The 22,497-nt window shown below is 69.1% G+C and carries 22 protein-coding genes and 1 pseudogene; 5 read left to right on the plus strand and 18 right to left on the minus strand.

The features are described from left to right. Positions 1-53: 53 nt before the first annotated feature. Complete coding sequence (glmU, locus tag ACT53R_RS14755) at positions 54-1,427, minus strand: bifunctional UDP-N-acetylglucosamine diphosphorylase/glucosamine-1-phosphate N-acetyltransferase GlmU (protein ID WP_476172655.1); 1,374 nt, start codon at positions 1,425-1,427, stop codon at positions 54-56. An 89-nt stretch (positions 1,428-1,516) separates the two neighbouring features. Here glmU and ACT53R_RS14760 point away from each other — a divergent pair, with 89 nt between their 5' ends. Together ACT53R_RS14760 and ACT53R_RS14765 are read left to right on the plus strand one after the other, a co-directional pair. Continuing rightward, positions 1,517-3,547: a hypothetical protein gene (locus ACT53R_RS14760; protein WP_476172656.1), complete on the plus strand. Its 2,031-nt coding sequence runs from the start codon at positions 1,517-1,519 to the stop codon at positions 3,545-3,547. Continuing rightward, a complete protein-coding gene (locus tag ACT53R_RS14765) occupies positions 3,544-3,927 on the plus strand; it encodes a GtrA family protein (RefSeq protein ID WP_476172657.1) in 384 nt (127 codons plus the stop codon). Before ACT53R_RS14760 ends, ACT53R_RS14765 begins: the two co-directional genes overlap by 4 nt. A 76-nt stretch (positions 3,928-4,003) precedes the next feature. On the opposite strand, the gene ACT53R_RS14770 is transcribed toward ACT53R_RS14765, so the two are convergent. From ACT53R_RS14770 to ACT53R_RS14840, 15 genes are all read right to left on the minus strand, one after another. After that, a complete protein-coding gene (locus ACT53R_RS14770; protein WP_476172658.1) occupies positions 4,004-4,426 on the minus strand; it encodes a F0F1 ATP synthase subunit epsilon in 423 nt (140 codons plus the stop codon). 80 nt (positions 4,427-4,506) lie between these two features. After that, positions 4,507-5,925, minus strand: coding sequence for a F0F1 ATP synthase subunit beta (gene atpD, locus ACT53R_RS14775; RefSeq protein ID WP_476172659.1), 1,419 nt, complete (start codon positions 5,923-5,925; stop codon positions 4,507-4,509). A gap of 58 nt (positions 5,926-5,983) precedes the next feature. Continuing rightward, positions 5,984-6,847, minus strand: a complete 864-nt coding sequence (atpG, locus tag ACT53R_RS14780; RefSeq protein ID WP_476172660.1) for a F0F1 ATP synthase subunit gamma — start codon at positions 6,845-6,847, stop codon at positions 5,984-5,986. Between the two features lie 86 nt (positions 6,848-6,933). Beyond that, on the minus strand, positions 6,934-8,484 hold the full coding sequence (gene atpA, locus ACT53R_RS14785; RefSeq protein WP_476172661.1) for a F0F1 ATP synthase subunit alpha: 1,551 nt from the start codon (positions 8,482-8,484) through the stop codon (positions 6,934-6,936). A 48-nt stretch (positions 8,485-8,532) separates the two neighbouring features. Further along, positions 8,533-9,060 (minus strand): F0F1 ATP synthase subunit delta, encoded by a 528-nt coding sequence (locus ACT53R_RS14790; RefSeq protein ID WP_476172662.1) that lies wholly within the window; start codon positions 9,058-9,060, stop codon positions 8,533-8,535. Positions 9,061-9,076: 16 nt separating this feature from the next. Continuing rightward, positions 9,077-9,547: a F0F1 ATP synthase subunit B gene (locus ACT53R_RS14795; protein WP_476172663.1), complete on the minus strand. Its 471-nt coding sequence runs from the start codon at positions 9,545-9,547 to the stop codon at positions 9,077-9,079. Positions 9,548-9,656: 109 nt separating this feature from the next. Next, a complete protein-coding gene (atpE, locus tag ACT53R_RS14800; protein WP_476172664.1) occupies positions 9,657-9,932 on the minus strand; it encodes a F0F1 ATP synthase subunit C in 276 nt (91 codons plus the stop codon). 73 nt (positions 9,933-10,005) lie between these two features. Then, complete coding sequence (atpB, locus tag ACT53R_RS14805; protein ID WP_476172665.1) at positions 10,006-10,830, minus strand: F0F1 ATP synthase subunit A; 825 nt, start codon at positions 10,828-10,830, stop codon at positions 10,006-10,008. A 96-nt stretch (positions 10,831-10,926) separates the two neighbouring features. Further along, entirely contained in the window at positions 10,927-11,421 is a 495-nt protein-coding gene (locus ACT53R_RS14810; RefSeq protein WP_476172666.1) for an ATP synthase I, read from the minus strand. Positions 11,422-11,665: 244 nt separating this feature from the next. Beyond that, the gene (locus ACT53R_RS14815) at positions 11,666-12,358 is read right to left on the minus strand and encodes an aspartate/glutamate racemase family protein (RefSeq protein WP_476172667.1); all 693 of its coding nucleotides are present in this window, start codon (positions 12,356-12,358) and stop codon (positions 11,666-11,668) included. A 25-nt stretch (positions 12,359-12,383) separates the two neighbouring features. After that, positions 12,384-14,195 (minus strand): dihydrolipoyl dehydrogenase, encoded by a 1,812-nt coding sequence (lpdA, locus tag ACT53R_RS14820; protein WP_476172668.1) that lies wholly within the window; start codon positions 14,193-14,195, stop codon positions 12,384-12,386. Positions 14,196-14,211: 16 nt separating this feature from the next. Beyond that, positions 14,212-15,744 (minus strand): dihydrolipoyllysine-residue acetyltransferase, encoded by a 1,533-nt coding sequence (gene aceF / locus ACT53R_RS14825; RefSeq protein ID WP_476172669.1) that lies wholly within the window; start codon positions 15,742-15,744, stop codon positions 14,212-14,214. Between the two features lie 73 nt (positions 15,745-15,817). After that, positions 15,818-16,675, minus strand: coding sequence for a hypothetical protein (locus ACT53R_RS14830; protein WP_476172670.1), 858 nt, complete (start codon positions 16,673-16,675; stop codon positions 15,818-15,820). A gap of 115 nt (positions 16,676-16,790) precedes the next feature. Further along, a complete protein-coding gene (locus tag ACT53R_RS14835; RefSeq protein WP_476172671.1) occupies positions 16,791-17,687 on the minus strand; it encodes a hypothetical protein in 897 nt (298 codons plus the stop codon). 78 nt (positions 17,688-17,765) lie between these two features. Next, positions 17,766-18,608 carry a DMT family transporter gene (locus ACT53R_RS14840; RefSeq protein WP_476172672.1) on the minus strand — a complete coding sequence of 281 codons (843 nt, stop codon included), beginning with the start codon at positions 18,606-18,608 and terminating at the stop codon, positions 17,766-17,768. Positions 18,609-18,805: 197 nt separating this feature from the next. Here ACT53R_RS14840 and ACT53R_RS14845 point away from each other — a divergent pair, with 197 nt between their 5' ends. The 3 genes from ACT53R_RS14845 to ACT53R_RS14855 all read left to right on the plus strand — a co-directional run bounded on the left by ACT53R_RS14845 (position 18,806) and on the right by ACT53R_RS14855 (position 21,072). Then, a complete protein-coding gene (locus ACT53R_RS14845) occupies positions 18,806-19,861 on the plus strand; it encodes an OmpA family protein (RefSeq protein ID WP_476172673.1) in 1,056 nt (351 codons plus the stop codon). A 165-nt stretch (positions 19,862-20,026) separates the two neighbouring features. Then, positions 20,027-20,509, plus strand: coding sequence for a YajQ family cyclic di-GMP-binding protein (locus ACT53R_RS14850; RefSeq protein WP_476172674.1), 483 nt, complete (start codon positions 20,027-20,029; stop codon positions 20,507-20,509). 5 nt (positions 20,510-20,514) lie between these two features. Next, positions 20,515-21,072, plus strand: coding sequence for a DUF1415 domain-containing protein (locus tag ACT53R_RS14855; RefSeq protein WP_476172675.1), 558 nt, complete (start codon positions 20,515-20,517; stop codon positions 21,070-21,072). A 25-nt stretch (positions 21,073-21,097) separates the two neighbouring features. On the opposite strand, the pseudogene ACT53R_RS14860 reads toward ACT53R_RS14855, so the two are convergent. Together ACT53R_RS14860 and ACT53R_RS14865 are read right to left on the minus strand one after the other, a co-directional pair. After that, positions 21,098-21,718: pseudogene (locus ACT53R_RS14860) on the minus strand (HAD family hydrolase). Positions 21,719-21,768: 50 nt separating this feature from the next. Next, positions 21,769-22,494: a pseudouridine synthase gene (locus tag ACT53R_RS14865; protein ID WP_476172676.1), complete on the minus strand. Its 726-nt coding sequence runs from the start codon at positions 22,492-22,494 to the stop codon at positions 21,769-21,771. Between the last annotated feature and the right edge of the window lie 3 nt (positions 22,495-22,497).

Below are 22,497 nucleotides of genomic sequence, written 5' to 3' on the forward strand. Positions count from 1 at the left end.
GGCCTGACCAGCCGAACGGCTGGTCAGGCCGCTCTACCAAAGCATGTGCGTCGTCAGTTCTTCGGCGTCTTCACCGGCCGCTTCCAGCCATCGATCCCGACCTGCCGCGCACGCGCGATCGCGAGCTTGCCCGCGGGCACGTCCTCGACGATGGTGGAGCCGGCGCCGACGGTCGCGTTCGCACCGATCGTCACCGGTGCCACGAGCGCGGCATTGGAGCCGATGAAGGCGCCGTCCTCGATCGTCGTCGTCGACTTGTTGGCGCCGTCGTAGTTGCAGGTGATGGTGCCGGCGCCGACGTTCACGCCCGCACCGACCACGGCATCGCCGAGGTAGGTCAGGTGGTTGGCCTTGCTGCCGGCGCCGAGCCGCGCGTTCTTGGTCTCGACGAAGTTGCCGACGTGCACGCCATCGGCAAGCATCGTGCCCGGGCGCAGCCGCGCGAACGGGCCGATCTGCACCGCGCCTTCGGTGCGCGCGCCGTCGAGGTCGCAATGCGCGCGCACCTCGGTACCGGCCGCGAGCACGACGTCCTTCAGCCGGCAGAACGGGCCAATGCGCACGCCGTCGCCGAGTGCGACCTCGCCCTCGAACACCACGTTCGCGTCGATCTCCACGTCGCGGCCCACCGTCACCGTGCCGCGCACGTCGACGCGATTGACGTCGGCGAAGCGCGCGCCGTCGGCGCACAGCGCGCGCACGCGGCGCAGCTGCAGCGCGCGTTCGAGCTGCGCGAGCTGCCACGGGTCGTTCGCGCCTTCGGTTTCCATCGGGTCGTGCACGGTCACGATCTCGGCCGGCACGAATTCGTCGGCGGCCATCGCGAACACGTCGGTGAGGTAGTACTCGCCCTGCGCGTTCTGGTTCGACAGCCGGTCCAGCCACGGCACGAGGGCATTGGCGTCGGCAGCGATGATGCCGGTGTTGATCGAGCGGATGCGGCGGGTGGCCTCGTCGGCGTCCTTGTGCTCGACGATCGACGCGACCCGCCCCTGCGCATCGCGCACGATGCGGCCGTAGCCGGTGGGATCGGCGACTTCGGCGACCAGCACCGCGAGCCGGCCCGGCGCATCGAGCAGCCGGCGCAGGGTCTCGGCGCGGATCAGCGGCACGTCGCCGTACAGCACCAGCACGCGCGCGTCGTCGGGCACGCCGGGCATCGCCTGCTGCACCGCGTGGCCGGTACCGAGCTGCTCCGCCTGCTCGGCCCAGCGCAGGTCCGGCTGGTCGGCGAACGCGGCGCGCACGGCGTCGCCGCCGTGGCCGTAGACGATGTGGATGCCGGCCGGCACGAGTGCGCGCGCGCTGGCGATCACGTGCGCGAGCATCGGCACGCCGGCGATCTTCTGCAGCACCTTGGGCAGCGCGGACTTCATCCGCTTGCCCTCGCCCGCGGCGAGGACGACGACATGGAGAGGGGCGGTCATGCGGGCTCCGGGGCCGGGAATGCCGGCATTCTAGCGGCAGCGGGCTGCTACGATGCCGGCGCCCCCAGTTCCCGGCCGATTCCCCGCGCATGTCCGCATCGCCTGCCGCCCTCGATCCGCCGTCGCCCTCGCGGGCGATGCGCATCGCACTGGCGGCCGGCTTCGCGGCGACGATCGCCGGCCTGATCATCCACGACACCTGGCGCGTGCTGCCGGCCGAGCGCTTCGCGCTGTCGCTGGTGCTCGCGGGGCTGAGCGGTCTCGTCGCATGGCCGCTGCGGATGCTCTTGCGCGGTTCGATGGCAGCCGCGCTCGCCGCGGTCTGGACGATCGTGCTGGTCGTCTACGCCGGCGCGCTGCCGATGCTGTCGGCGGCGACGCTGGGCGCCGCGGCGCTGGGCGTCGGCCTGTGGCTCGTGCCCGCGCGCGTGCCGGCGCGGGCCGCAATCGCCACTGCCACCGGACTGATCGCCATCGCCGGAACCACCGGCTGGACGTTGCCGTGGCCGATCCACCGCGTGATCGTCTGGTGGCCGCTGCTGCTCCTGATCATCGTCTGGCGTCGCCGCGTCATCGGCGATGCCCTGCGCGCGATCGCGGTCGGCTGGCGCACCGCCGTCGGCGAAGCGCCGCGCGCGGCGGCGGCGACGGTGCTGCTGTTCGGGCTGGCGTCGACGGCCTGCTGGCTGCCGTCGCTGCAGATGGACGACCTGACCTACCACCTCGGCCTGCCCGCGCAGTTGCGCCTGCATGGCGCCTACGCGCCCGATGCGCGCGCGCAGATGTGGGCGTACGCGCCATGGGCGGGCGACGTGCTGCACGGGATCGTCGGCGTGCTCGCGCTGCGCGAGGCGCATGGTGCGATGAACGCGCTGTGGCTGCTGGTGATGGCCGGTGCCGCGGGATCGCTGCTCACGTCACTGCATGCCGCACCGCGCGAACGCTGGGCGTCGCTTGCGCTGCTCGCCAGTCTCCCGCCGCTGGTGTGGATGGCCGCCGGGCAGCAGACCGAACTTGCAGCAACCGCGGTCACGCTCGCGTTGGCGGCCGTCATCGTTGCTGATGCACCCGGCCGCCTGTGGGCCGGTGCGGTGCTGTTCGCCGGCCTGCTCGCACTGAAGCCGGTGCACGGCATCGCCGCCTTGCCGCTGCTGGTGTACGCAACGTGGCGGCATCGCGGCGCACTGCCGTGGTCGCGGCTGCCGATCGCGGTCGTGCTGTTCGCCGTCGTCGCGCTGTCGAGCGAAGCCATGGCCTGGCGCGCGACCGGCAATCCGCTGCTGCCGCTGTTCAACCAGGTGTTCCGATCGCCGGTGATGCCGGCCGCGCAGCTCGACGATGCGCGCTGGCACGCGGGCCTCGCGTTCGACCTGCCGTGGCGCATGGTGTTCGACACCGACCGCTACCTCGAAGGCTGGGACGGCGCGCTGGGCTTCGCGCCGATCGCGCTCGGCGGCGTGCTGCTGCTCGCGCTGCTGCGCCCGCGCCGGCGCGGCCTGCTGCTGTGCGCCGCGGCCGCGATGCTGCTGCCACTGCTGTCGATGCAGTACGCGCGCTACGCGTGGCCCGGCCTGGGTCTGCTGCTGGTGCTGCTGCCGATCGGGATGGAGGCCGCGTCGGGCCGGCGCACGTTCGCGTGGGCGCTCATCGCGCTGTGCACGCTCGATCTCGCGTTCCAGGCGAACGCCAGCTGGCTGCACCACGCGTCCGTGTTCAAGCGCACGCTGCGCAATCCGTTCGACGACACCGTCGTGCTGCGCGAGTGGCTGCCGGAACGCCTGCTGCTGCGCCAACTGCCGCCCGGCGACGACGGCGTCGTGCTGGCGACCGATCCGCAGCGCGGCTTCGTCGCCGAACTCGGCGGCCGAGGGCGCACGGTGTCGCCGCATGCGCCATGGTTGCAGCGCGAGGCACAGGCGGCGGACGGCGATGCCTCGGGCGCAGCATGGCGACGATTGTTCACCACGCACGGGATCCGCTGGACGCTGACCGATGACGCCGTGGCTTCGCCCGCATTGCGGGCGGGCCTGCGCAGCGCACGCGCGCATGCGATCGAACGCGAAGGCACGTTGACGCTATGGCGCCTCGATCGCTCGCCTGCACCGGCAACGTCGCCATGAGCCTCTCGCGGCAGGGCGGCCATTACCTGCTCATCGGCGGCCTGCAATGGCTGCTGGACTGGGCCGTGACCGTGGTCGCCAGCCACGGCGGATGGCCGATCGAGGCCGCGAACGTCTGCGGCCGCATCGCCGGCGCCATGCTCGGCTTCTGGCTCAACGGCAAGGTCACCTTCGCCGGCGACGACACGCGCCTCGGCGGCACGCAGCTGCGGCGCTTCGTGCTGCTGTGGCTGTGCACCACCACCGTCAGCACGTTGGCGATGGGCGGCATCGACGATGTTTTCGGCCTGCGCGGCGCGTGGCTGGCGAAGCCGGCGATCGAGCTGGCGCTCGGGCTCGCCGGCTTCCTTGCCTCGCGGCATTGGGTCTACAAACGCTGACGCCCCGCGAATCGTCGCCGCACACGAAAAACGCCGGCTTTCGCCGGCGTTTCCGTGTATCGCGAAGGCAGGAACCTCAGTGCTTGAGGTTCTTGCGCAGGCGCTCCAGCGCGCTCAGCTGGGCGAGGCTCATCGCCAGCTGCGCCTGGGCTTCCTCGGCCGACATCTTCGGATCCTTGTGCTCCAGCGCGCGCTTGGCTTCTTCCATCGCGGCCTTCACGGCGGCTTCGTCGATGTCCTGCGCACGCACTGCGGTGTCGGCCAGCACGGTCACGACCTGCGGCTGTACTTCGAGGATGCCGCCGGAGATCGCGAAATCCAGCGTTTCGCCGGCCGCGGTGGTGACGACGACCTTGCCGGGCTTGAGGCGGGTGATCAGCGGCGCGTGGCGCGGCGCGATGCCGAGTTCGCCCTGCTCGCCGGTGGCGACGACCAGCGTGGCCTCGCCGTGGAAGATCTCGGCTTCGGCGCTGACGATGTCGCAACGGATGGTGGCCATGTGTTTCCGATTCCTCGTGGGGCGGGCATCGACCCGCCGCTTGTCTCGCAGTGGCGTGGCGGGTCAAGACCCGCCCTGCATCACGCAGCCAGCTTCTTCGCCTTCTCGACCGCTTCCTCGATGCCGCCGACCATGTAGAACGCCTGCTCCGGCAGGTGGTCGTACTCGCCGTCGACGATGCCCTTGAAGCCGCGGATGGTGTCCTTCAGCGACACGTACTTGCCCGGCGAACCGGTGAAGACTTCCGCGACCGTGAACGGCTGCGAGAAGAAGCGCTCGATCTTGCGGGCGCGGGCCACGGCCAGCTTGTCGTCTTCCGACAGTTCGTCCATGCCCAGGATCGCGATGATGTCCTTCAGCTCCTTGTACTTCTGGAGCGTGGCCTGCACGCGGCGCGCGGTGTCGTAGTGCTCGTTGCCGATGACGTTCGGGTCGAGCTGGCGCGAGGTCGAGTCCAGCGGATCGACCGCCGGGTAGATGCCGAGCGACGCGATGTTGCGGCTCAGCACGACGGTCGCGTCAAGGTGCGCGAACGTGGTCGCCGGCGACGGGTCGGTCAGGTCGTCCGCGGGCACGTACACGGCCTGGATCGAGGTGATCGAACCGGTCTTGGTCGAGGTGATGCGTTCCTGCAGGACGCCCATTTCCTCGGCCAGGGTCGGCTGGTAACCCACCGCCGACGGCATGCGGCCCAGCAGCGCCGACACTTCGGTACCTGCCAGCGTGTAGCGGTAGATGTTGTCGACGAACAGCAGCACGTCACGGCCTTCGTCGCGGAAGTATTCCGCCATGGTCAGGCCGGTCAGCGCGACGCGCAGGCGGTTGCCCGGCGGCTCGTTCATCTGGCCGTACACCATCGCCACCTTGGACTTGTCGGTGTCGCCCACGACCACGACGTTCGACTCCTGCATTTCATGATAGAAGTCGTTGCCTTCGCGGGTACGCTCACCGACGCCGGCGAACACCGACAGACCCGAATGCTCGGTCGCGATGTTGTTGATGAGCTCCATCATGTTCACGGTCTTGCCCACGCCGGCGCCGCCGAACAGGCCGACCTTGCCGCCCTTGGCGAACGGGCACATCAGGTCGATCACCTTGATGCCGGTTTCCAGCAGCTCGGTCGACGAGGACTGCTCTTCGTACGTCGGCGCGGAACGGTGGATTTCCCAGTGCGCATCGGCCTGCACCGGGCCGCACTCGTCGATCGGATTGCCCAGCACGTCCATGATGCGGCCCAGCGTGCCCTTGCCCACCGGCACCGAGATGGCGCGACCGGTGTTCACGGCGATCAGGTTGCGCTTCAGGCCGTCGGTCGAACCGAGGGCGATCGTGCGCACCACGCCGTCGCCCAGCTGCTGCTGGACCTCGAGGGTGATCTCGGTGTTCTGCACCTTGAGCGCGTCGTACACCTTCGGCACGTCGGCGCGCGGGAATTCGACGTCGACGACGGCGCCGATGATCTGGACGATCTTGCCTTGCGTGTTGGCGGCGGTATTCATGGAGGTTCCCGATTCGAAAAAGTCTTGTTGCATGAGGTCGGTCCGTATCGTCGCGTCGTCAGACCGCGGCCGCGCCGCCGACGATTTCGGAGATTTCCTGGGTGATCGCGGCCTGTCGGGCCTTGTTGTAGACCAGGTTCAGCGTTCCGATCAGCTTGGTCGCGTTGTCGCTGGCGGCCTTCATCGCCACCATGCGCGCCGCATGTTCCGACGCCACGTTCTCCATCACCGCCTGGTACACCAGCGATTCGATGTAGCGGGTCAGCACGTGGTCGAGCACGGCCTGCGCGTCGGGTTCGTAGATGTAGTCCCAGTCATGGTGGGCAACCGCCGTCTCGGAAGCCGGCAGCGGCAGCAGCTGGTCGAACGCCGCGCGCTGGGTCATCGTATTGACGAAGTCGTTGTAGACCAGGAACACCTTGTCGAGCTGCCCGCTGCTGTAGGCATCGAGCATCACCTTCACGACGCCGACCAGCTGGTCGACGTGCGGGGTGTCGCCCAGATGCGTCGCCGAGGCGAGCATGCCGACCTTGATGCGGCGGAAGAACACGGTCGCCTTCTGGCCGATGGTGACGACGTCGACCTCGACGCCCTGCTCCTGCCACTTGCGGATCTCGCCGAGCAGCTTGCGGAACAGGTTGTTGTTCAGGCCGCCGGCAAGGCCGCGGTCGGACGAGACGATGACGTAGCCGACGCGCTTGATCTCCTTGCGCTCCACCAGATAAGGATGGTGGAACTCGGAGTTGGCCTGCGCGAGGTGGCCGATGACCTGCTTCATCGCGCGCGCATACGGACGCGAGGCCTTCATCCGGTCCTGCGCCTTGCGGATCTTGGAGGCCGAGACCATTTCCAGTGCGCGCGTCACCTTGCGGGTGTTCTGCACCGACTTGATCTTGGTCTTGATTTCTCTGCCGCCTGCCATCGCTTTTTCCCGTAGGGCGGGTCTCGACCCGCCGTTGCAGAATTCGCCGTCACCGAAGGCGGGTCGAGACCCGCCCTACGAAGCCGTTACCAGGTACCGGTCTTCACGAACTCTTCGATGCCCTTCTTGAAGGTGCCTTCGATCTCGTCGTTCCAGTTGCCGGTGGTGTCGATGTTGCCCATCACGTCGCCGTAGTTGTTGGCGAAGTGGGCCTGCAGGCCGGCTTCGAACGCGAGGATCTTCGCGACCGGGACCGCGTCCATGTAACCCTTGTCGACCGCGTAGATCGACAGCGCCTGCTGCGCGACCGACATCGGCGCGTACTGCTTCTGCTTCATCAGCTCGGTGACGCGCTGGCCGCGCTCGAGCTGCTTGCGGGTGGCTTCGTCGAGGTCCGAGGCGAACTGCGCGAACGCGGCGAGCTCGCGGTACTGGGCGAGCGCGATGCGGATGCCGCCCGACAGCTTCTTCATGATCTTGGTCTGGGCCGCGCCACCGACGCGCGAGACCGAGATGCCGGCGTTCACGGCCGGGCGGATGCCGGCGTTGAACAGGTCGGTTTCGAGGAAGATCTGGCCGTCGGTGATCGAGATCACGTTGGTCGGCACGAACGCGGACACGTCACCGGCCTGCGTTTCGATGATCGGCAGCGCGGTCAGCGAGCCGGTCTTGCCCTTCACTTCGCCGTTGGTGAACTTCTCGACGTAGTCCGCCGACACGCGGGCGGCGCGCTCGAGCAGGCGGCTGTGCAGGTAGAACACGTCGCCCGGGTACGCTTCGCGACCCGGCGGGCGGCGCAGCAGCAGCGAGATCTGGCGGTAGGCCACGGCCTGCTTCGACAGATCGTCGTAGATGATCAGCGCGTCTTCGCCGCGGTCGCGGAAGTACTCGCCCATGGTGCAGCCCGAGTAGGCGGCGATGTACTGCATCGCGGCCGATTCGGACGCCGAGGCGGCGACGACCGTGGTGTACGCCATCGCGCCGTTCTCTTCGAGCTTGCGCACGATGTTGGCGATGGTCGAGTTCTTCTGGCCGATGGCCACGTAGATGCACTTGATGCCCGAGTGCTTCTGATTGATGATCGCGTCGATCGCGAGCGCGGTCTTGCCGGTCTGGCGGTCGCCGATGATCAGTTCGCGCTGGCCGCGGCCGATCGGGATCATCGAGTCGACCGACTTGTAACCGGTCTGCACCGGCTGGTCGACCGACTTGCGCCACACCACGCCCGGGGCGATGGTTTCGACCGGCGCCTTCAGCTTGGCCTCGATCGGGCCCTTGCCGTCGATCGCCTCGCCCAGCGCGTTCACCACGCGGCCCAGCATCTCCGGACCAATCGGAACCGAGAGGATCTGGCCGGTGGTCTTGGCGGTGTCGCCTTCGCGCAGGTTTTCGTAGTCGCCGAGGACCACGGCACCCACCGAATCACGCTCGAGGTTCAGCGCGAGCGCGAAGGTGTCGCCCGGCAGCTCGATCATTTCGCCCTGCATCACGTCGGCCAGGCCGTGGATGCGCACGATGCCGTCGGACACCGAGGTCACGGTGCCTTCGTTGCGCGCCTCGGCGGCGAGCTTGACCTTTTCGATGCGGGTCTTGATCAGTTCGCTGATTTCGGACGGGTTGAGCTGGGAGGTAGCCATGGTCGTTTCCTGGGTAGGACGGGCTGCGGCCCGCCGTTACGAATTGTGTTAGTGCGCCAGCGCGGACTGCAGCCGCGCGAGCTTGCTGCGCAGCGAACCGTCGATCACCACGTCGCCGGCGTCGATCACCGCGCCGCCGATCAGGCCTTCGTCGACCGCGGTCTCGATGGCGACGTCGCGGCCGAAGCGGCGCTTCAGCGCGGCCTTGATCGTGTCCAGTTCCGCGGCGGGCAGCGCCGTCGCCGACGTCACCTTCGCCTTGACGATGCGCTCGGCCTCGGCACGCTGCTCTTCGAACAGCCCGGCGATCTCCGTCAGCAGCGGCAGGCGACGGTTGTCGGCCAGCAGCGCGAGGAAGTCGCGGAAGGCGTCGGACGCACCGTCCGGCGACAGCAGCGCGACCGCGTCGTCGCGACCGAGCTGCGGGTGGCCGAGCAGTGCGTTCACGCGCGGGTCCGCGGCGACGCGCGCCGCGAAGGCAAGCGCGTCGGACCACGTGGCGGCGGTGCCGGTCTCGCGCGCGATCGCGTAAGCGGCGCGGGCGTAGGGACGGGCGAGGGTCAGAGCCTGGCTCATCGGAGTCTCCGTGCCGTCAGAGCTGGGCGGCGAGTTCGTCGATCAGCGCCTTGTGGGCGTTGGCGTCGATTTCGCGCTTCAGCAGCTTTTCGGCGCCCGACACGGCGAGGACGGACACCTGCTTGCGCAGGTCTTCCTTGGCGCGGTTGGCGGCGGCGACGATCTCGGCCTCGGCCACTGCCTTCTGCCGGTTGGCCTCGGCGATGGCGTCGTTCTTGGCCTGGTCGATGATCTGGTTGGCGCGCTGGTGGGCCTGCTCGATGATCTCGTTGGCCTTGGCGCGGGCGGCCTTGAGCTCTTCGGCGGCTTTGACTTCGCCCTGTTCCAGCTCGGCCTTGGCCTTGTCGGCGGCGGCGAGACCGTCGGCGATCTTCTGCTGACGCTCCTCGATCGCCTTCGTCAGCGGCGGCCAGATGAACTTGACGGTGAACCAGATGAGGATCGCGAATGAGATCATCTGGCCCAGCAAGGTGATATTCGGATTCATGACGTGCCCTGCGGAAGCGAGTCCTGCGAATCGGCGCCCACCGCGACCCGTGGCCGCGATGGACGCAAGCGGTGGCGCGGCGCCTCGACGGGCGCCGCGCTGGTGCCGATCAGCCCGCGGCGTTCTGCAGCGCGGCCAGCAGCGGGTTCGCGAACGCGAACATCATCGCGACGCCGACGCCGATCAGGAACGCCGCGTCGATCAGGCCGGCGAGCAGGAACATGCGGCCCGACAGCATCGGGACCAGTTCCGGCTGGCGCGCGGCGGATTCGAGGAACTTCGAACCCATGATGCCGATGCCGAGCGCTGCGCCGAGCGCGCCGAGACCGACGATGAGGCCGATGGCGATGGCGGTGAAGCCCTGGACGTTGGCGATGAATTCCATGGTGAACTCCGGATTGAACGAGATGGATGGAGGAAGCGTGGAGGGTTGAAGCGAAGACTTGAGAAAGCGCGACTCAGTGGTGCTCGTGTGCCATCGACAGGTACACGACGGTCAGCACCATGAAGATGAACGCCTGCAGCAGGATGATCAGGATGTGGAAGATCGCCCAGCCCGCATTGATCAGCACGCCCGGGACGAAGGTGGCCCACGAGGCGAAGAGGCCGGCGATCAGCATGAACAGCAGCTCGCCCGCGTACATGTTGCCGAACAGTCGCATGCCGAGGCTCACCGGCTTGGACAGGTATTCGACGAGATTGAGGAAGAGGTTGAACGGGGCCAGGATGATGGCCATCACGCCGTGGCCGTGGAACGGGGCGGTGAACAGCTCCTTGGTGAAGCCGCCGAAGCCCTTGGCCTTGATCGAGTAGAAGATGATCAGCAGGAAGACGGTGATCGACATGCCGAAGGTGGTGTTCACGTCGGCGGTCGGGACCACGCGCAGGTAGGTGTGGTGGGCGGTTTCCTCGCCGGCGACCCAGGCGATGATCCGGCCCGGCAGGTCCAGCGGCAGCAGGTCCATCGTGTTCATGAACACGACCCAGACGAAGATCGTCAGCGCCAGCGGGGCGATGAAGCGGCGGTCGCCGTGGAAGGCGTCCTTGACCTGGCCGTCGACGAACTCGACCACGATCTCGACGAAGGCCTGGGCCTTCGAGGGCACGCCCGAGGTCGCCTTGCGCGCTTGGGTCCACATCAGGAAGCAGGCCAGCAGGCCCAGCACCAGCGAGATCACCCACGAGTCGATGTGCAGGCTGTGGCCGGCCACGTCGACCTTGTTGTGGGTCAGGTGATGGACGATGTACTCGGTCAGCCCGCCGCCACTTTTCTCAGCACTCACGCCGTCGCCCTCGTTTCCACGGGTTTCCCCGCCAGGTCCGCCGCGAGGAAGTTCGCGGCGCTTCGGTTGTCACGTTCCGTCCGGCCCGGCCGCCCCTCAGGAGCGCAACCCGGACCTCGCGGTGAACAGCACGCCGGCCGCGGCCGCGGCCGCTCCGACGAGCGCCGGCACCGCCGGCAGTTTCCACACGGCGATCGCGAGCCAGAGCCCCGCGGCCACCACGATCCATTTCGCCGCGATCCCCAGCAGCAGCCGGCCGAACGCCATTTCCGCGCCGACCACGCCGCCCGGGAAGGCCCCCCAGGCGGCCAGCGCCGTGCCGAGGGTCATCGCGGCGCCTCCGACCAGCGCGGCGAGCGCGGCAGACCCTCCGAACGTCAGACAGGCCGCGGCTGCGATCACGACGGCCACGGCCTGGGTCAGCACCGTGCGTCGCGCCAGTCGGCGGCCCGCGGCGACAGAATTCAGCACGCGGCACCCGGGGATTTGGCGGAGACGACAGGCCGGACCGGCGCCGATGGCAGCCGAAAACCGTCCTGCGAAGCCGAAAAAGTATAGCAGCCGCGCATTTTCCGGGGCAACCGCGCCCATGGTCGTAGGCAGGCGCCCTCCGGGGCGGAATGCCGACACGCAATCCATTGAATTCAATGGGAATTTCGACGAAATTCCTTGCCGCCGTCACATTCACGGACTGATCGACGGCAAACGCGGAACTTTCGTGCCGGCGCTCGGGTCCAGTCTGGCGTCCTGCGCGGTGCGATGCGGCCGTCCCCCGGCGGTCCGGCAGGCCCTCGAAGCCCCGGCTCTCCCCGGCCGGGGCTTCGTCTTGTCCGGATCAGGCCTCCAGCGCCCAGTCCGCTGCGGTTTCGGCGTGGATGCGCGCGGTGTCGAACAGCGGCACGTCGGCATCGCCCTCGCCCACCAGCAGGCCGATCTCGGTGCAGCCGAGGATCACGCCCTGCGCGCCGCGCGCGACCAGGGTGGCGATGATGCGGCGATAGTCCTCGCGCGATGCGTCGTGCAGGCGACCGAGGCACAGTTCGTCGTAGATCACGCGATGCACGCGTTCGCGATCACCAGCGTCCGGCACGATCACCGCGATGCCGGCGGCCTCGATGCGGTCGCGGTAGAACGCCTGCTCCATCGTGAAGCGCGTGCCGAGCAACGCGACGCGATCGAGCCCCGCAGCGCGCAGGCGACGCGCGGTGGCATCGGCGATGTGCAGCAGCGGCACATCGATCGCGGCTTCGATCGCGGGCGCGACGCGATGCATGGTGTTGGTGCACAGCACGATCGCGTCCGCGCCCGCGGCGCGCAGTCCGCGCGCGGCGTGTGCGAGCAGCGCACCCGCGTCGTCCCAGCGATCGGCATGCTGCAACGCCTCGATCTCGGCGAAGTCGACGCTGTGCAGCACCAGCTTTGCCGAATGCAGGCCGCCGAGGCGTGCGCGCACGCGCTCGTTGACGATGCGGTAGTACGGCAGCGTCGATTCCCAGCTCATGCCGCCGAGCAGGCCGAGCGTCTTCATCGGACGAACCGCCGATGCACCGCGATCATTTCTTCTTCGGGATGTACAGGTCGGTGATGGTGCCGTCGAACACTTCCGCCGCCATGCCCACCGATTCGCTGAGCGTGGGATGCGGATGGATGGTGTGACCGATGTCCTCGACCTCGCAGCCCATCTCGATCGCAAGCGCCGCTTCGGCGATGAGATCGCCCGCATGCACGCCGACGATGCCGGCACCGATGATGCGGTGGCTGGCTTCGTCGAAGATCAGCTTGGTGAAGCCCTCGGTGCGACCGATGCCGATCGCGCGGCCGGAGGCGGCCCACGGGAACTTGCCGACGCCGATCTTCAGGCCCTTGGCCTTCGCCTCGGTCTCGGTGACGCCGACCCACGCGATCTCCGGATCGGTGTAGGCGACCGACGGGATCACCCGCGCGACCCACTCCTTCTTTTCGCCGGCGGCGACTTCCGCCGCGAGCTTGCCTTCATGCGTCGCCTTGTGCGCCAGCATCGGCTGACCGACGATGTCGCCGATCGCGAAGATGTGCGGCACGTTGGTGCGCATCTGGCGATCGACGGCGATGAAGCCGCGCTCGCCGACGGCGACGCCGGCCTTCTCGGCATCGATCTTCTTGCCGTTGGGCGAGCGGCCGACGGCGACCAGCACGCGATCGTAGGTGTCGCTCGCGGGTATGCTGGCGCCCTCGAAGGTGCAGGCGATGCCGGCGTCGGTCGCCTTGGCCTCGACGACCTTGGTCTTGAGGTGCACGGCGACGCCCTGCTTCTTCAGGCGATCGGCGAGCGGCTTGATCAGGTCGGTGTCGGCGCCGGGCATGATCTGGTCCATGAACTCGACCACGGTCACCGCCGCGCCCAGCGCGCGGTACACCGTCGCCATCTCCAGGCCGATGATGCCGCCGCCGACGACGAGCAGCGACTTCGGCACGTCGGCCAGCATCAGCGCGTCGGTGGAATCCATCACGCGCGCGTCGTCCCACGGGAACGCCGGCAACTTCACCGGCTGCGAGCCGGCGGCGATGATGCACTGCTCGAAACGCACGAGCTGCGTGCCGGCCTCGCCGACGACTTCGATCTCGTTCGGCGACACGAACTTGCCGGTGCCCTGCACCACCCGCACCTTGCGCTGCTTCGCCATGCCGGACAGCCCCTTGGTGAGCTGGCCGACGACCTTGTCCTTGTAGCCGCGCAGCGTGTCGAGCGCGATGGTCGGCGCGCCGAAGTCGATGCCGTAGTCCTTCGCGTGCGCCGCTTCGTCGATCACGTTCGCCGCGTGCAGCAGCGCCTTCGACGGAATGCAGCCGACGTTGAGGCAGACGCCGCCGAGCGACGGATAGCGCTCGACCAGCACGGTGTCGAGGCCGAGGTCGGCGCTGCGGAACGCGGCGGTGTAACCGCCCGGACCCGCGCCGAGCACCAGCATGCGGCATTCGACGTCGGCCTTGCGGCCGGTGGATGCGGCGGCGGCCGGTGCGGGTGCCGCAGGCGCGGAGGTGGCCGCTACCGGCGCGGCAGGCGCGGCGGCAGGCGCCGCGCTTTCGCCCCTTCCCCCGCTCGCGGGGGAAGGTTGGGATGGGGGCTGCGACGGCGTAGCCACATCGGCCGTCTCGAGGATCGCGATCACGCTGCCCTCGGACACCGTGTCGCCCAGCTTCACCCGCAGTTCCTTCACCACGCCGGCGGCGGACGACGGCACTTCCATCGTCGCCTTGTCGGATTCCAGCGTCACCAGGCCCTGGTCCTTGGCGACGGTGTCGCCGACCTTCACCAGCAGTTCGATCACCGGGATGGCATCGAAATCGCCGATGTCCGGAACCTTCGCTTCAATCGTGTTCGCCATGTGTGCGCGCCTCCGATCAGAGCAGCACGCGGCGCATGTCGCCGAGCAGCTGCGCGAGGTGGGCGGCGAAACGCGCCGCGGCGGCACCGTCGATGACGCGGTGGTCGTAACTCAGCGACAGCGGCAGCATCAGCTTCGGCTGGAACTGCTGGCCGTCCCACACCGGTTTGATCGACGACTTCGACACGCCGAGGATCGCGACTTCCGGCGCGTTGACGATCGGGGTGAAGCCGGTGCCGCCGATGCCGCCCAGCGAACTGATCGAGAAGCAGCCGCCGCTCATGTCGGCCGGTCCGAGCTTGCCGTCGCGCGCCTTCTTCGCCAGTTCCGAGGTCTCGCGGGCGATCTCGATCACGCCCTTGCGGTCGACGTCGCGGATCACCGGCACCACCAGCCCGTTCGGCGTGTCGGCGGCGAAGCCGATGTGGAAATACTTCTTGAGCATCAGCTTCTCGCCGGTCTCGTCGAGCGAGGCGTTGAAGTCCGGGTACTGCTTCAGCAGCGACACCACGGCCTTCATCAGGAACGCGAGCATGGTCAGCTTCACGCCGGCCTTCTCGTGCTCCTTGTTGAGCTGCACGCGCAGCGCTTCGAGGTCGGTGATGTCGGCCTCGTCGTGCTGGGTGACGTGCGGGATCATCGCCCAGTTGCGGGCGAGGTTGGCGCCGGAAAGCTTCTTGATGCGCGACAGTTCGCGCACTTCGATCTCGCCGAACTTGGCGAAGTCGACCTTCGGCCACGGCAGCAGGTTGAGCCCACCGCCACCGCCGGCCGCGGCCGGTGCGGCGCCGGCGGACGCGCCGCCCTGCATCACCGACTTCACGAAGCCCTGCACGTCCTCCTTCGTGATGCGGCCACCGCGTGCGGAGCCGGCGACGCGCGACAGGTCGACGCCGAGTTCGCGGGCGAACAGGCGCACCGCGGGGCTGGCGTGCGGCACCTTGTCCGGCAGCACGGCGTCGGCCTCGAAGCGCACCGGCGGCAGGCCGGCGCCCATCGGCGCCGCAGCGGGCGCCGCGACCGGCGCGGGAGCAGCGGCAGCGACCGGTGCCGGCGCGGGCGGCGCCACGGGCGCAGGTGCGGGAGCGGGCGCCGCGGCAGTTTCGCCAGCCTCGCTCGGTTCGATCATCGCCACCACGCTGCCTTCGGACACGGTGTCGCCGAGCTTCACCTTCAGTTCGCGCACCACGCCGGCGAACGGCGCGGGCACTTCCATCGTCGCCTTGTCGGATTCCAGCGTCGCCAGGCCCTGGTCCTTGGCGACGGAGTCGCCGACCTGGACCAGGAGCTCGATCACCGGGATGTTGGTGAAATCGCCGATGTCGGGAACGCGGGCTTCCTTCGGTGCGGTCATGGCGTGGCCTTGTGCGGGAACTCGGGGGGAGGCGACGCGCAGGACGGACACGCGCGTCGCGGAGACAGACCTATTGTGGACGGGCGGGCCGCGCACGCCAACCGCGGACGGTCGCGAAACCGTGTTCGCGGCGCCCGCGGGACGGGAAAACGTATTCAGTTCGCAATGCGGCGGCGTACGGTGTGCGCCCGGCATGATGCAGCGCCGCAAACGACGAAGCCCGGCGCGGGGCCGGGCTTCGTGCGATGCGGGACGGTGGCGGACGCGATCAGCGTTCGTCGCCGACCACCCGCAGGCCGAACACCATCGAGGCGAACGACACGTTCTGCGAGAACCCGCTGATGTTGAGGCGGATCTTCGTCGGCTTCTTGAAGAACTCCTTCGCCTGCGCGTCGGTCAGGCCGTAGTTCTCGATCAGCGCCTGCCTGGACACGAAGCCGGCCATGCAGACGGTGGAATCGCGGGTGCGCTCGGTGACGGTCTGGCCGGCGTTGAGCGGCATGACCAGGATCTCGCTGGAGGTCATCGCGGTCAGCAGCTTGCCGCCGAACGGCACGCCGGTGGTGGGATCGATCAGCGCCGGGTTGTCGAGCACCGGGTTCTCGATCGTCAGCGTCGGGTTGTAGCGCAGGCGGCCCAGCGCCGGGGTGGCGCCCGGGTTGCTCCAGGTGACGGTGAGCACCGGCGAGAACCAGTAGCACAGCAGCGAGTTCGCGGACTTCGCCGGCAGGTAGATGTGCGCGGTGTCCTCGAAGGTGAAGCTGGTGGTGGCCGGCGCCGGATTGACGACCTGGCAGTGCTCGGACGGATCGGCCGGATCGGTCGTCGGGCAGGTGTCGCCGAGGGTGACGAAGGCGCTGGTCAGGCCCAGCCAGACCACGTTGCGGCCGAAGGAATCGACGTCGTACACGTCGTCGACGGTCGGCGCGGCCTTGGCGACGCCGGTGGCCTTGGCCGCGGCGGCGCGGGCGCCGAGCGTGGCGGGCGCGGGGGCGCGCCAGTGGGGCAGATCGGAGGAGACGGCCTCGGCGATGTCGTGCTTCGACGGCGCCCGCTGCTGCGCGTAGGCGCCGAGCGAGGCGAGGGCCGCGACGACGGCGAGGCCGATCAGATGCTTGCGTTGCATGGTGGTGCGCTCCGGAGGTTGGGCCGAGGACGGGACGGCACCGACCAGAACGCAGCCCCCCGACCGGAGCGGACAGCCCGGCCGCCGCGCACGGCGGCGGCCGGTGTCGTGCGGATCAGTCGCCGACGATGCGCAGGCCGAACACCATCGACGCGGTGGAGATGTAGCGCGTGCTGCCGGTGATGTTGAGCTTCACCGTCATCGGGTTGGCCATGAAGTCGTCGGCCTGCGCCGGGGTCAGGCCGTAGTTCTCGACCAGCGACTTGTGGCTGATGAAGCCGGCCATGCACACGTTGGAATCGCGCTCGCGCTCGTTGAGGGTCACGCCGGCTTCCAGCGCCTGCTGCACGGTCTCGCTGGAGGTCATCGAGGTCTGCAGCACGCCGCCGAACGGCACGCCGGTGGTCGGGTCGATCAGCGAAGGATCGGCCAGCACCGGGTTCTCGATGGTCAGCGTCGGCACGAAGCGCAGCTGGCCGATCACGCGGCTCGCGGTCGGGTTGCTCCAGGTGTAGGTCAGCACCGGCGAGAACCAGTAGCAGAGGAGCGAGTTGCTGGCGTACTTCGGCAGCTTGATGCGGGCGGCGTCGTTGAAGGCGAAGCTGGTGGTGGCGCCCGGCGTGGCGTTGAGCTCCTGGCAGTACTCGTCCGGCGTGGTCGGCTTGGGGCAGCCGGTCTGCACGTTGATGAAGGCGCTGGCCAGGCCCAGCCAGCGGACGTTGCGGCCGAAGGAGTCGACGTCGTAGACCTCGTCGGTGGTCACCGGGTACAGCGGCGGGGCCAGCTTGGTGGCGACGGCGGTACGCCCGGTCGGCGCGATCTTGCCCTGGGCGGCGGCGCGCTTGGCCAGCAGGCGCTGCTGGGCGTAGTTCTGCAGGTCGGCGGCCACGCCGCGCGGCGGATCGGCACGCAGCGGGGCCCGGGACTGGGCGGCCCAGGCCACGGCAACGGTGCCGGCGGCGGCGAGGCCGAGGACGAGGGCGGACTTGGCGAACGGAAGCTTGCGGGACATCGGCGGGACTCCGGGTGACGGTTGGGTGACGTGACAACCGGAGCAATACGCAGGACGGGCGGCGGGGCGGACAGCCGCTCAGGGGTGTTCGGCCTCCAGATGGACCCGTTCCCGGTGCAGCAGGTACAGGCCGCTGGCGACGATGATCCCGGCGCCCACCCAGGTGATGCCGTCCGGAAGCACGTGCCACAGACCGAAGTCGAGCAGCACGCCCCACAGCAGCGCGGTGTACTCCAGCGGCGCGATCGACGACGCCTCGCCGAGGCGGAAGGCCTCGGTCACGAAGTACTGCCCCAGCGCCCCGGCCAGGCCGACGCCGGCGATGATCCACAGGTCCGACGCCGCCACCGGCACCCAGTGCGGCAGCGCCAGCGCACCGGCCCCGGTCGCCATGCAGACCAGCAGCCAGACCACCATCGACTGGCTGCTGTCGGTGCGGCTCAGCACCCGCACGGTGATCGCCGACACCGCATACCCCAGCGCCGACACCAGCACCGCCACGCCGGCCAGCGTGAGCACGCCCTCGCCGGTCGGCCGCAGCACCACCATCACGCCGGCGAAACCGACCGCGATCGCCGCCCAGCGCCGCGGCCCGACCCGTTCGCCCAGCACCGGCACCGACAGCGCGGTGATCATCATCGGCGCCACGAAGAACAAGGTGTAGGCGGTCGACAGCGGCAGCGTGCGCAGCGCGTAGACGAACGACACCATCATCAGCACGCCCAGCACGCCGCGCAGCAGGTGCAGCGGCCAGCGGATGCGCAGCAGGCGCCCGGGCCCCACCGTCGCCAGCGCCCAGACCAGCACGAACGGCAACGACGACGCCCCGCGCAGCGACGCGACCTGGAACGGCGGATACCGCGCCGACAGCAGCTTCAGGCCGGCATCCATCAGCGCGAAGAAACCGACGGCGGCCAGCATGCGCAGGGCCGCGCCCCACGGGTGTCGGGCGGGAACGGGAGGGAGGGACATCGGCACAGGATGCCCGCCCCCGCCCCCCCGCACCACCCCGCCAGGGCGGAACACCGTGTCCGCCCGACCGGCAGGGCCGGTTTCCGGCGTTCTACACTGCGTCCCGCCCTTCCGTCCCGATCCGTTTCCTGCCGGAGCCCTGCCCCATGTCGCCGAACGCCGCGCGCGCACTGTCGCTGTCCTGCCTGCTGTCCTGCCTGCTCGCGCTGCCCGCCTGCAAGCGCGAGGCACCTGCCCCCGATGCCGCCGCGCCCGCCGCTGCCCCGGTGACCGCCCCCACCGCCGAACCCGCGCCGGCCCCGGCACCAGCCGCACCCGCCCCGGCGGCCGACTTCGACCCCGCCAGCGTCCCCGAAAGCACCGCCACGCTGCCGCCGTTCCCGTTCTTCGCGATCCCCGAGGGCATGGAAAGCACCTTCGACGAGAAGGACAAGCTCGTGAATTTCGACCGCCAGTTCTTCCTCGCCGGCGGCAAGGCCGTGCCGGTGGAAGGGAAGATCTTCCACGACCGCTTCAACCTCGCCGGCGGCAAGCGCACGTACACCGAGACCGAATTCCTGCGCAATTACGAGAACGCCGCGCTGGCGCTGGGCGCGAAGAAGATCAACGACACCCAGTACACCTACCCGGTGATGGACGCCGCCGGCGGCCGCGACGTGCTGGAGAAGACCAACTATGCCGCGCCGCAGGTGCCGGACTACCACCACGACACCTACCTGCTGCGCCAGGGCGGCAAGGAATGGTGGATCGACGTCAGCACCGGCGTGTTCCCGGTCCACGGCTTCGTCGTCGTGCTGGAGAAGGAAGGCATGAAGCAGTCGCTGGGCTTCCTCGACGCCGCGGCGATGAAGCAGGCGATCGACAAGGACGGCCGCGTCGCGCTGCACATCAACTTCGACACCGACAAGGCGACCCTGCGCCCGGACGCGCAGCCGATCGTCGAGGAGATCAACAAGCTGCTGGCCGCCGATCCGGCGCTGAAGCTGTCGATCGAAGGCCACACCGACAACACCGGCACGCCGGCACACAACAAGGACCTGTCCGCCGCCCGCGCCCGCAGCGTGCTGGGCGCGCTGGTCGGGCTGGGCGTGGACCCGGCGCGACTGGCGTCGCAGGGTTTCGGCCAGGACAAGCCGGTCGCCGACAACGGCACCGAGGACGGCCGCGCGCAGAACCGCCGCGTGGAGCTGGTGAAGCGGTGACGTCGGGCGGGCCCCTGGCCCGCCATTGCGAGTCATCGGGTCGCTTCAGACGATGATCGAAACGGCTTCGATCGCCTGACGCGGCGATCGGAGAAGCCGCAATGGCGGGCCAAGGCCCGCCCGACATCGGCTACCCTGTGCGCCCCACGACCTGCACGCACCGCCATGCCCTCTTTCGACATCATTTCCGAAGTCGACGTCCACGAGCTGACCAACGCCGTCGACCAGGCCAATCGCGAACTGGCCAACCGCTTCGACTTCAAGAACGTCGACGCGAAGTTCGTGCTCGACGACAAGCTGATCACGCAGTCGGCGCCCAGCGAATTCCAGCTGCAGCAGATGACCGAGATCCTGCGTGCCCGGCTGATCGCGCGCAGCATCGACGCGCGCTGCCTCGAGTTCGCCGACATCGAGACCAACCTCGCCGGCGCGCGCCAGAAGATCACGGTCAAGCAGGGCATCGAGCGCGACCTCGCGAAGAAGATCCAGACCGCGATCAAGGACGCCAAGCTCAAGGTCGACTCGCAGATCAACGGCGACAAGCTGCGCGTCACCGGCAAGAAGCGCGACGACCTGCAGGCGGCGATCGCGCTGCTGCGCGGCCAGACCTTCGAGCGGCCGCTGCAGTTCGACAACTTCCGGGATTGAGCGACGTGGACGCCGCGCCGGCCGACGACGCCCCCGAAATCGCCGCCACCCGTCGCTGGCTGGAGCGCGCGGTGATCGGGCTGAACCTGTGCCCGTTCGCCAAGTCGGTGCACGTCAAGCAGCAGGTGCGGTTCGTGCTCAGCGACGCCGAACTCGAAGACGATCTGCTGGAGGAACTGGCCGAGGAACTGCTGCGCCTGCGCGACACGCCGGCCGACGAGATCGACACCACGCTGCTGGTGCATCCGCGCGTGCTGACCGACTTCCTCGACTACAACGACTTCCTCGACCGCGTCGACATGGTGGTCGAGGCGCTGGACCTCGAAGGCGTGCTGCAGGTCGCCAGCTTCCATCCGCAATACCAGTTCGCCGACACCGCCCCCGACGACCCGGGCAACGGCACCAACCGCGCGCCGTATCCGACCCTGCACCTGATCCGCGAAGCCAGCCTCGATCGCGCGGTCGCGGCCTATCCCGACCCGGATGCGATCGTGCAGCGCAACCTCGACACGATGGAACGCCTCGGCCTCGACGGCCTGCGCAAACTGCTCGACGCGGAGTGACGCGCGACGCGGCGCGCGGCGTGCGCTACGTCAACGCGACCAGTGCGTAGGCGTCGGCCAACGACGCGGCGACGCGATGCCCCAGCGCCCGCGTCGCCGCGTCCGGCGGCACGAGGTCGGGGACCTGGATCGGCGTCATCCCCGCCGCCAGCGCGGCGCGCACGCCGACCGACGAATCCTCGAACACGACACAGCGCGCTGGATCGACACCGAGCGCGGCGGCGGCCTTGAGATAGCCTTCCGGCGCCGGCTTCGGGCGTTCGACGTCGCTGCCGGTGACCACCACCTCGAAGTAATGCGCGAGTCCGCAGGTGGCGAGCTTCTGCGTCGCGCGTTCGCGTCGCGTGGACGTCACCACCGCGCGCGGCAACGCACGGAGTGCCACGTCGTCGAGCACGGTGCGCACACCCGGCATCAGCGGCAAACCGGCCTCCACGCGTGCGTGATAACGGGCGTAGCAGCCCTGCTGCAGCGCGTGGACTTCATCCGCGTGCATCGTCTGCCGCATCAACGCGACACAGTCGGTGTCGTGCATGCCGATCATGCGCATCCACAGGTCGCCTTAGACCGACAGGCCGAGATCGGCCGCAGCCTCGCGCCAGCAGGCGAGGATCGCGCGCTCGCTGTCGATCATCAGCCCGTCCATGTCGAACAGCAGCGCCTCGGGCGCGAACGGGATGGGCGCGGCGCGCAGGCTCACGCCTCGTCTCCGGCGGCGAACAGGCGACGGCGGTCGTCCTCGTCGAGCACACGCCACTGCCCCGCTTCGAGATCATCCAGCGCGAGGCCGCCCACCTGCGGCCGATGCAGGGCCTCGACATGGTTGCCGACCGCGGCGAACATGCGCCGCACCTGGTGGTAGCGGCCCTCGTGCAGCACCAGCCGTGCGCGGCCGTCGTCGAGCACGGTGAGTTCCGCCGGCAGCAGCGGCTTGGTTTCGGATTCGAGCATCAACGTGCCACTGGCGAAGATCGCCGCCTCATCGCCACGCAGCGGATGCGCCAGCGTCGCGTCGTAGACCTTCGGCAATTCCGCCTTCGGCGAGATGATCCGGTGCAGCAGCGCGCCGTCGTCGGTGAACAGCAGCAGGCCGCTGGTCTCGCGATCCAGCCGGCCCACGGTCGACAGCAGCGGATCACGCAGGCGGAAGCGCGGCGGCAGCAGGTCGTACACGAGCCGGCCCTGGTCCTTGGTCGAACAGGTCACGCCGACGGGCTTGTGCAGCATCAGCAGCAGGCCCGGCGCGGGATCCAGCGGCTCGCCGTCGATGCGCACGTCCTCGTGCCGCGCGTGCACGTCGAGTTCGTCGTCGGCGTACAGCACGTCGCCGTTCACGTCGGTCACGCGGCCCTCGCGGAACAGCGCCGTGACCTGCTTGCGGGTGCCGTAACCGAGATTGGCGATGCGGCGCAGGAGTTTCATCGG

This window comes from Lysobacter sp. DMC104, from assembly GCF_056313665.1.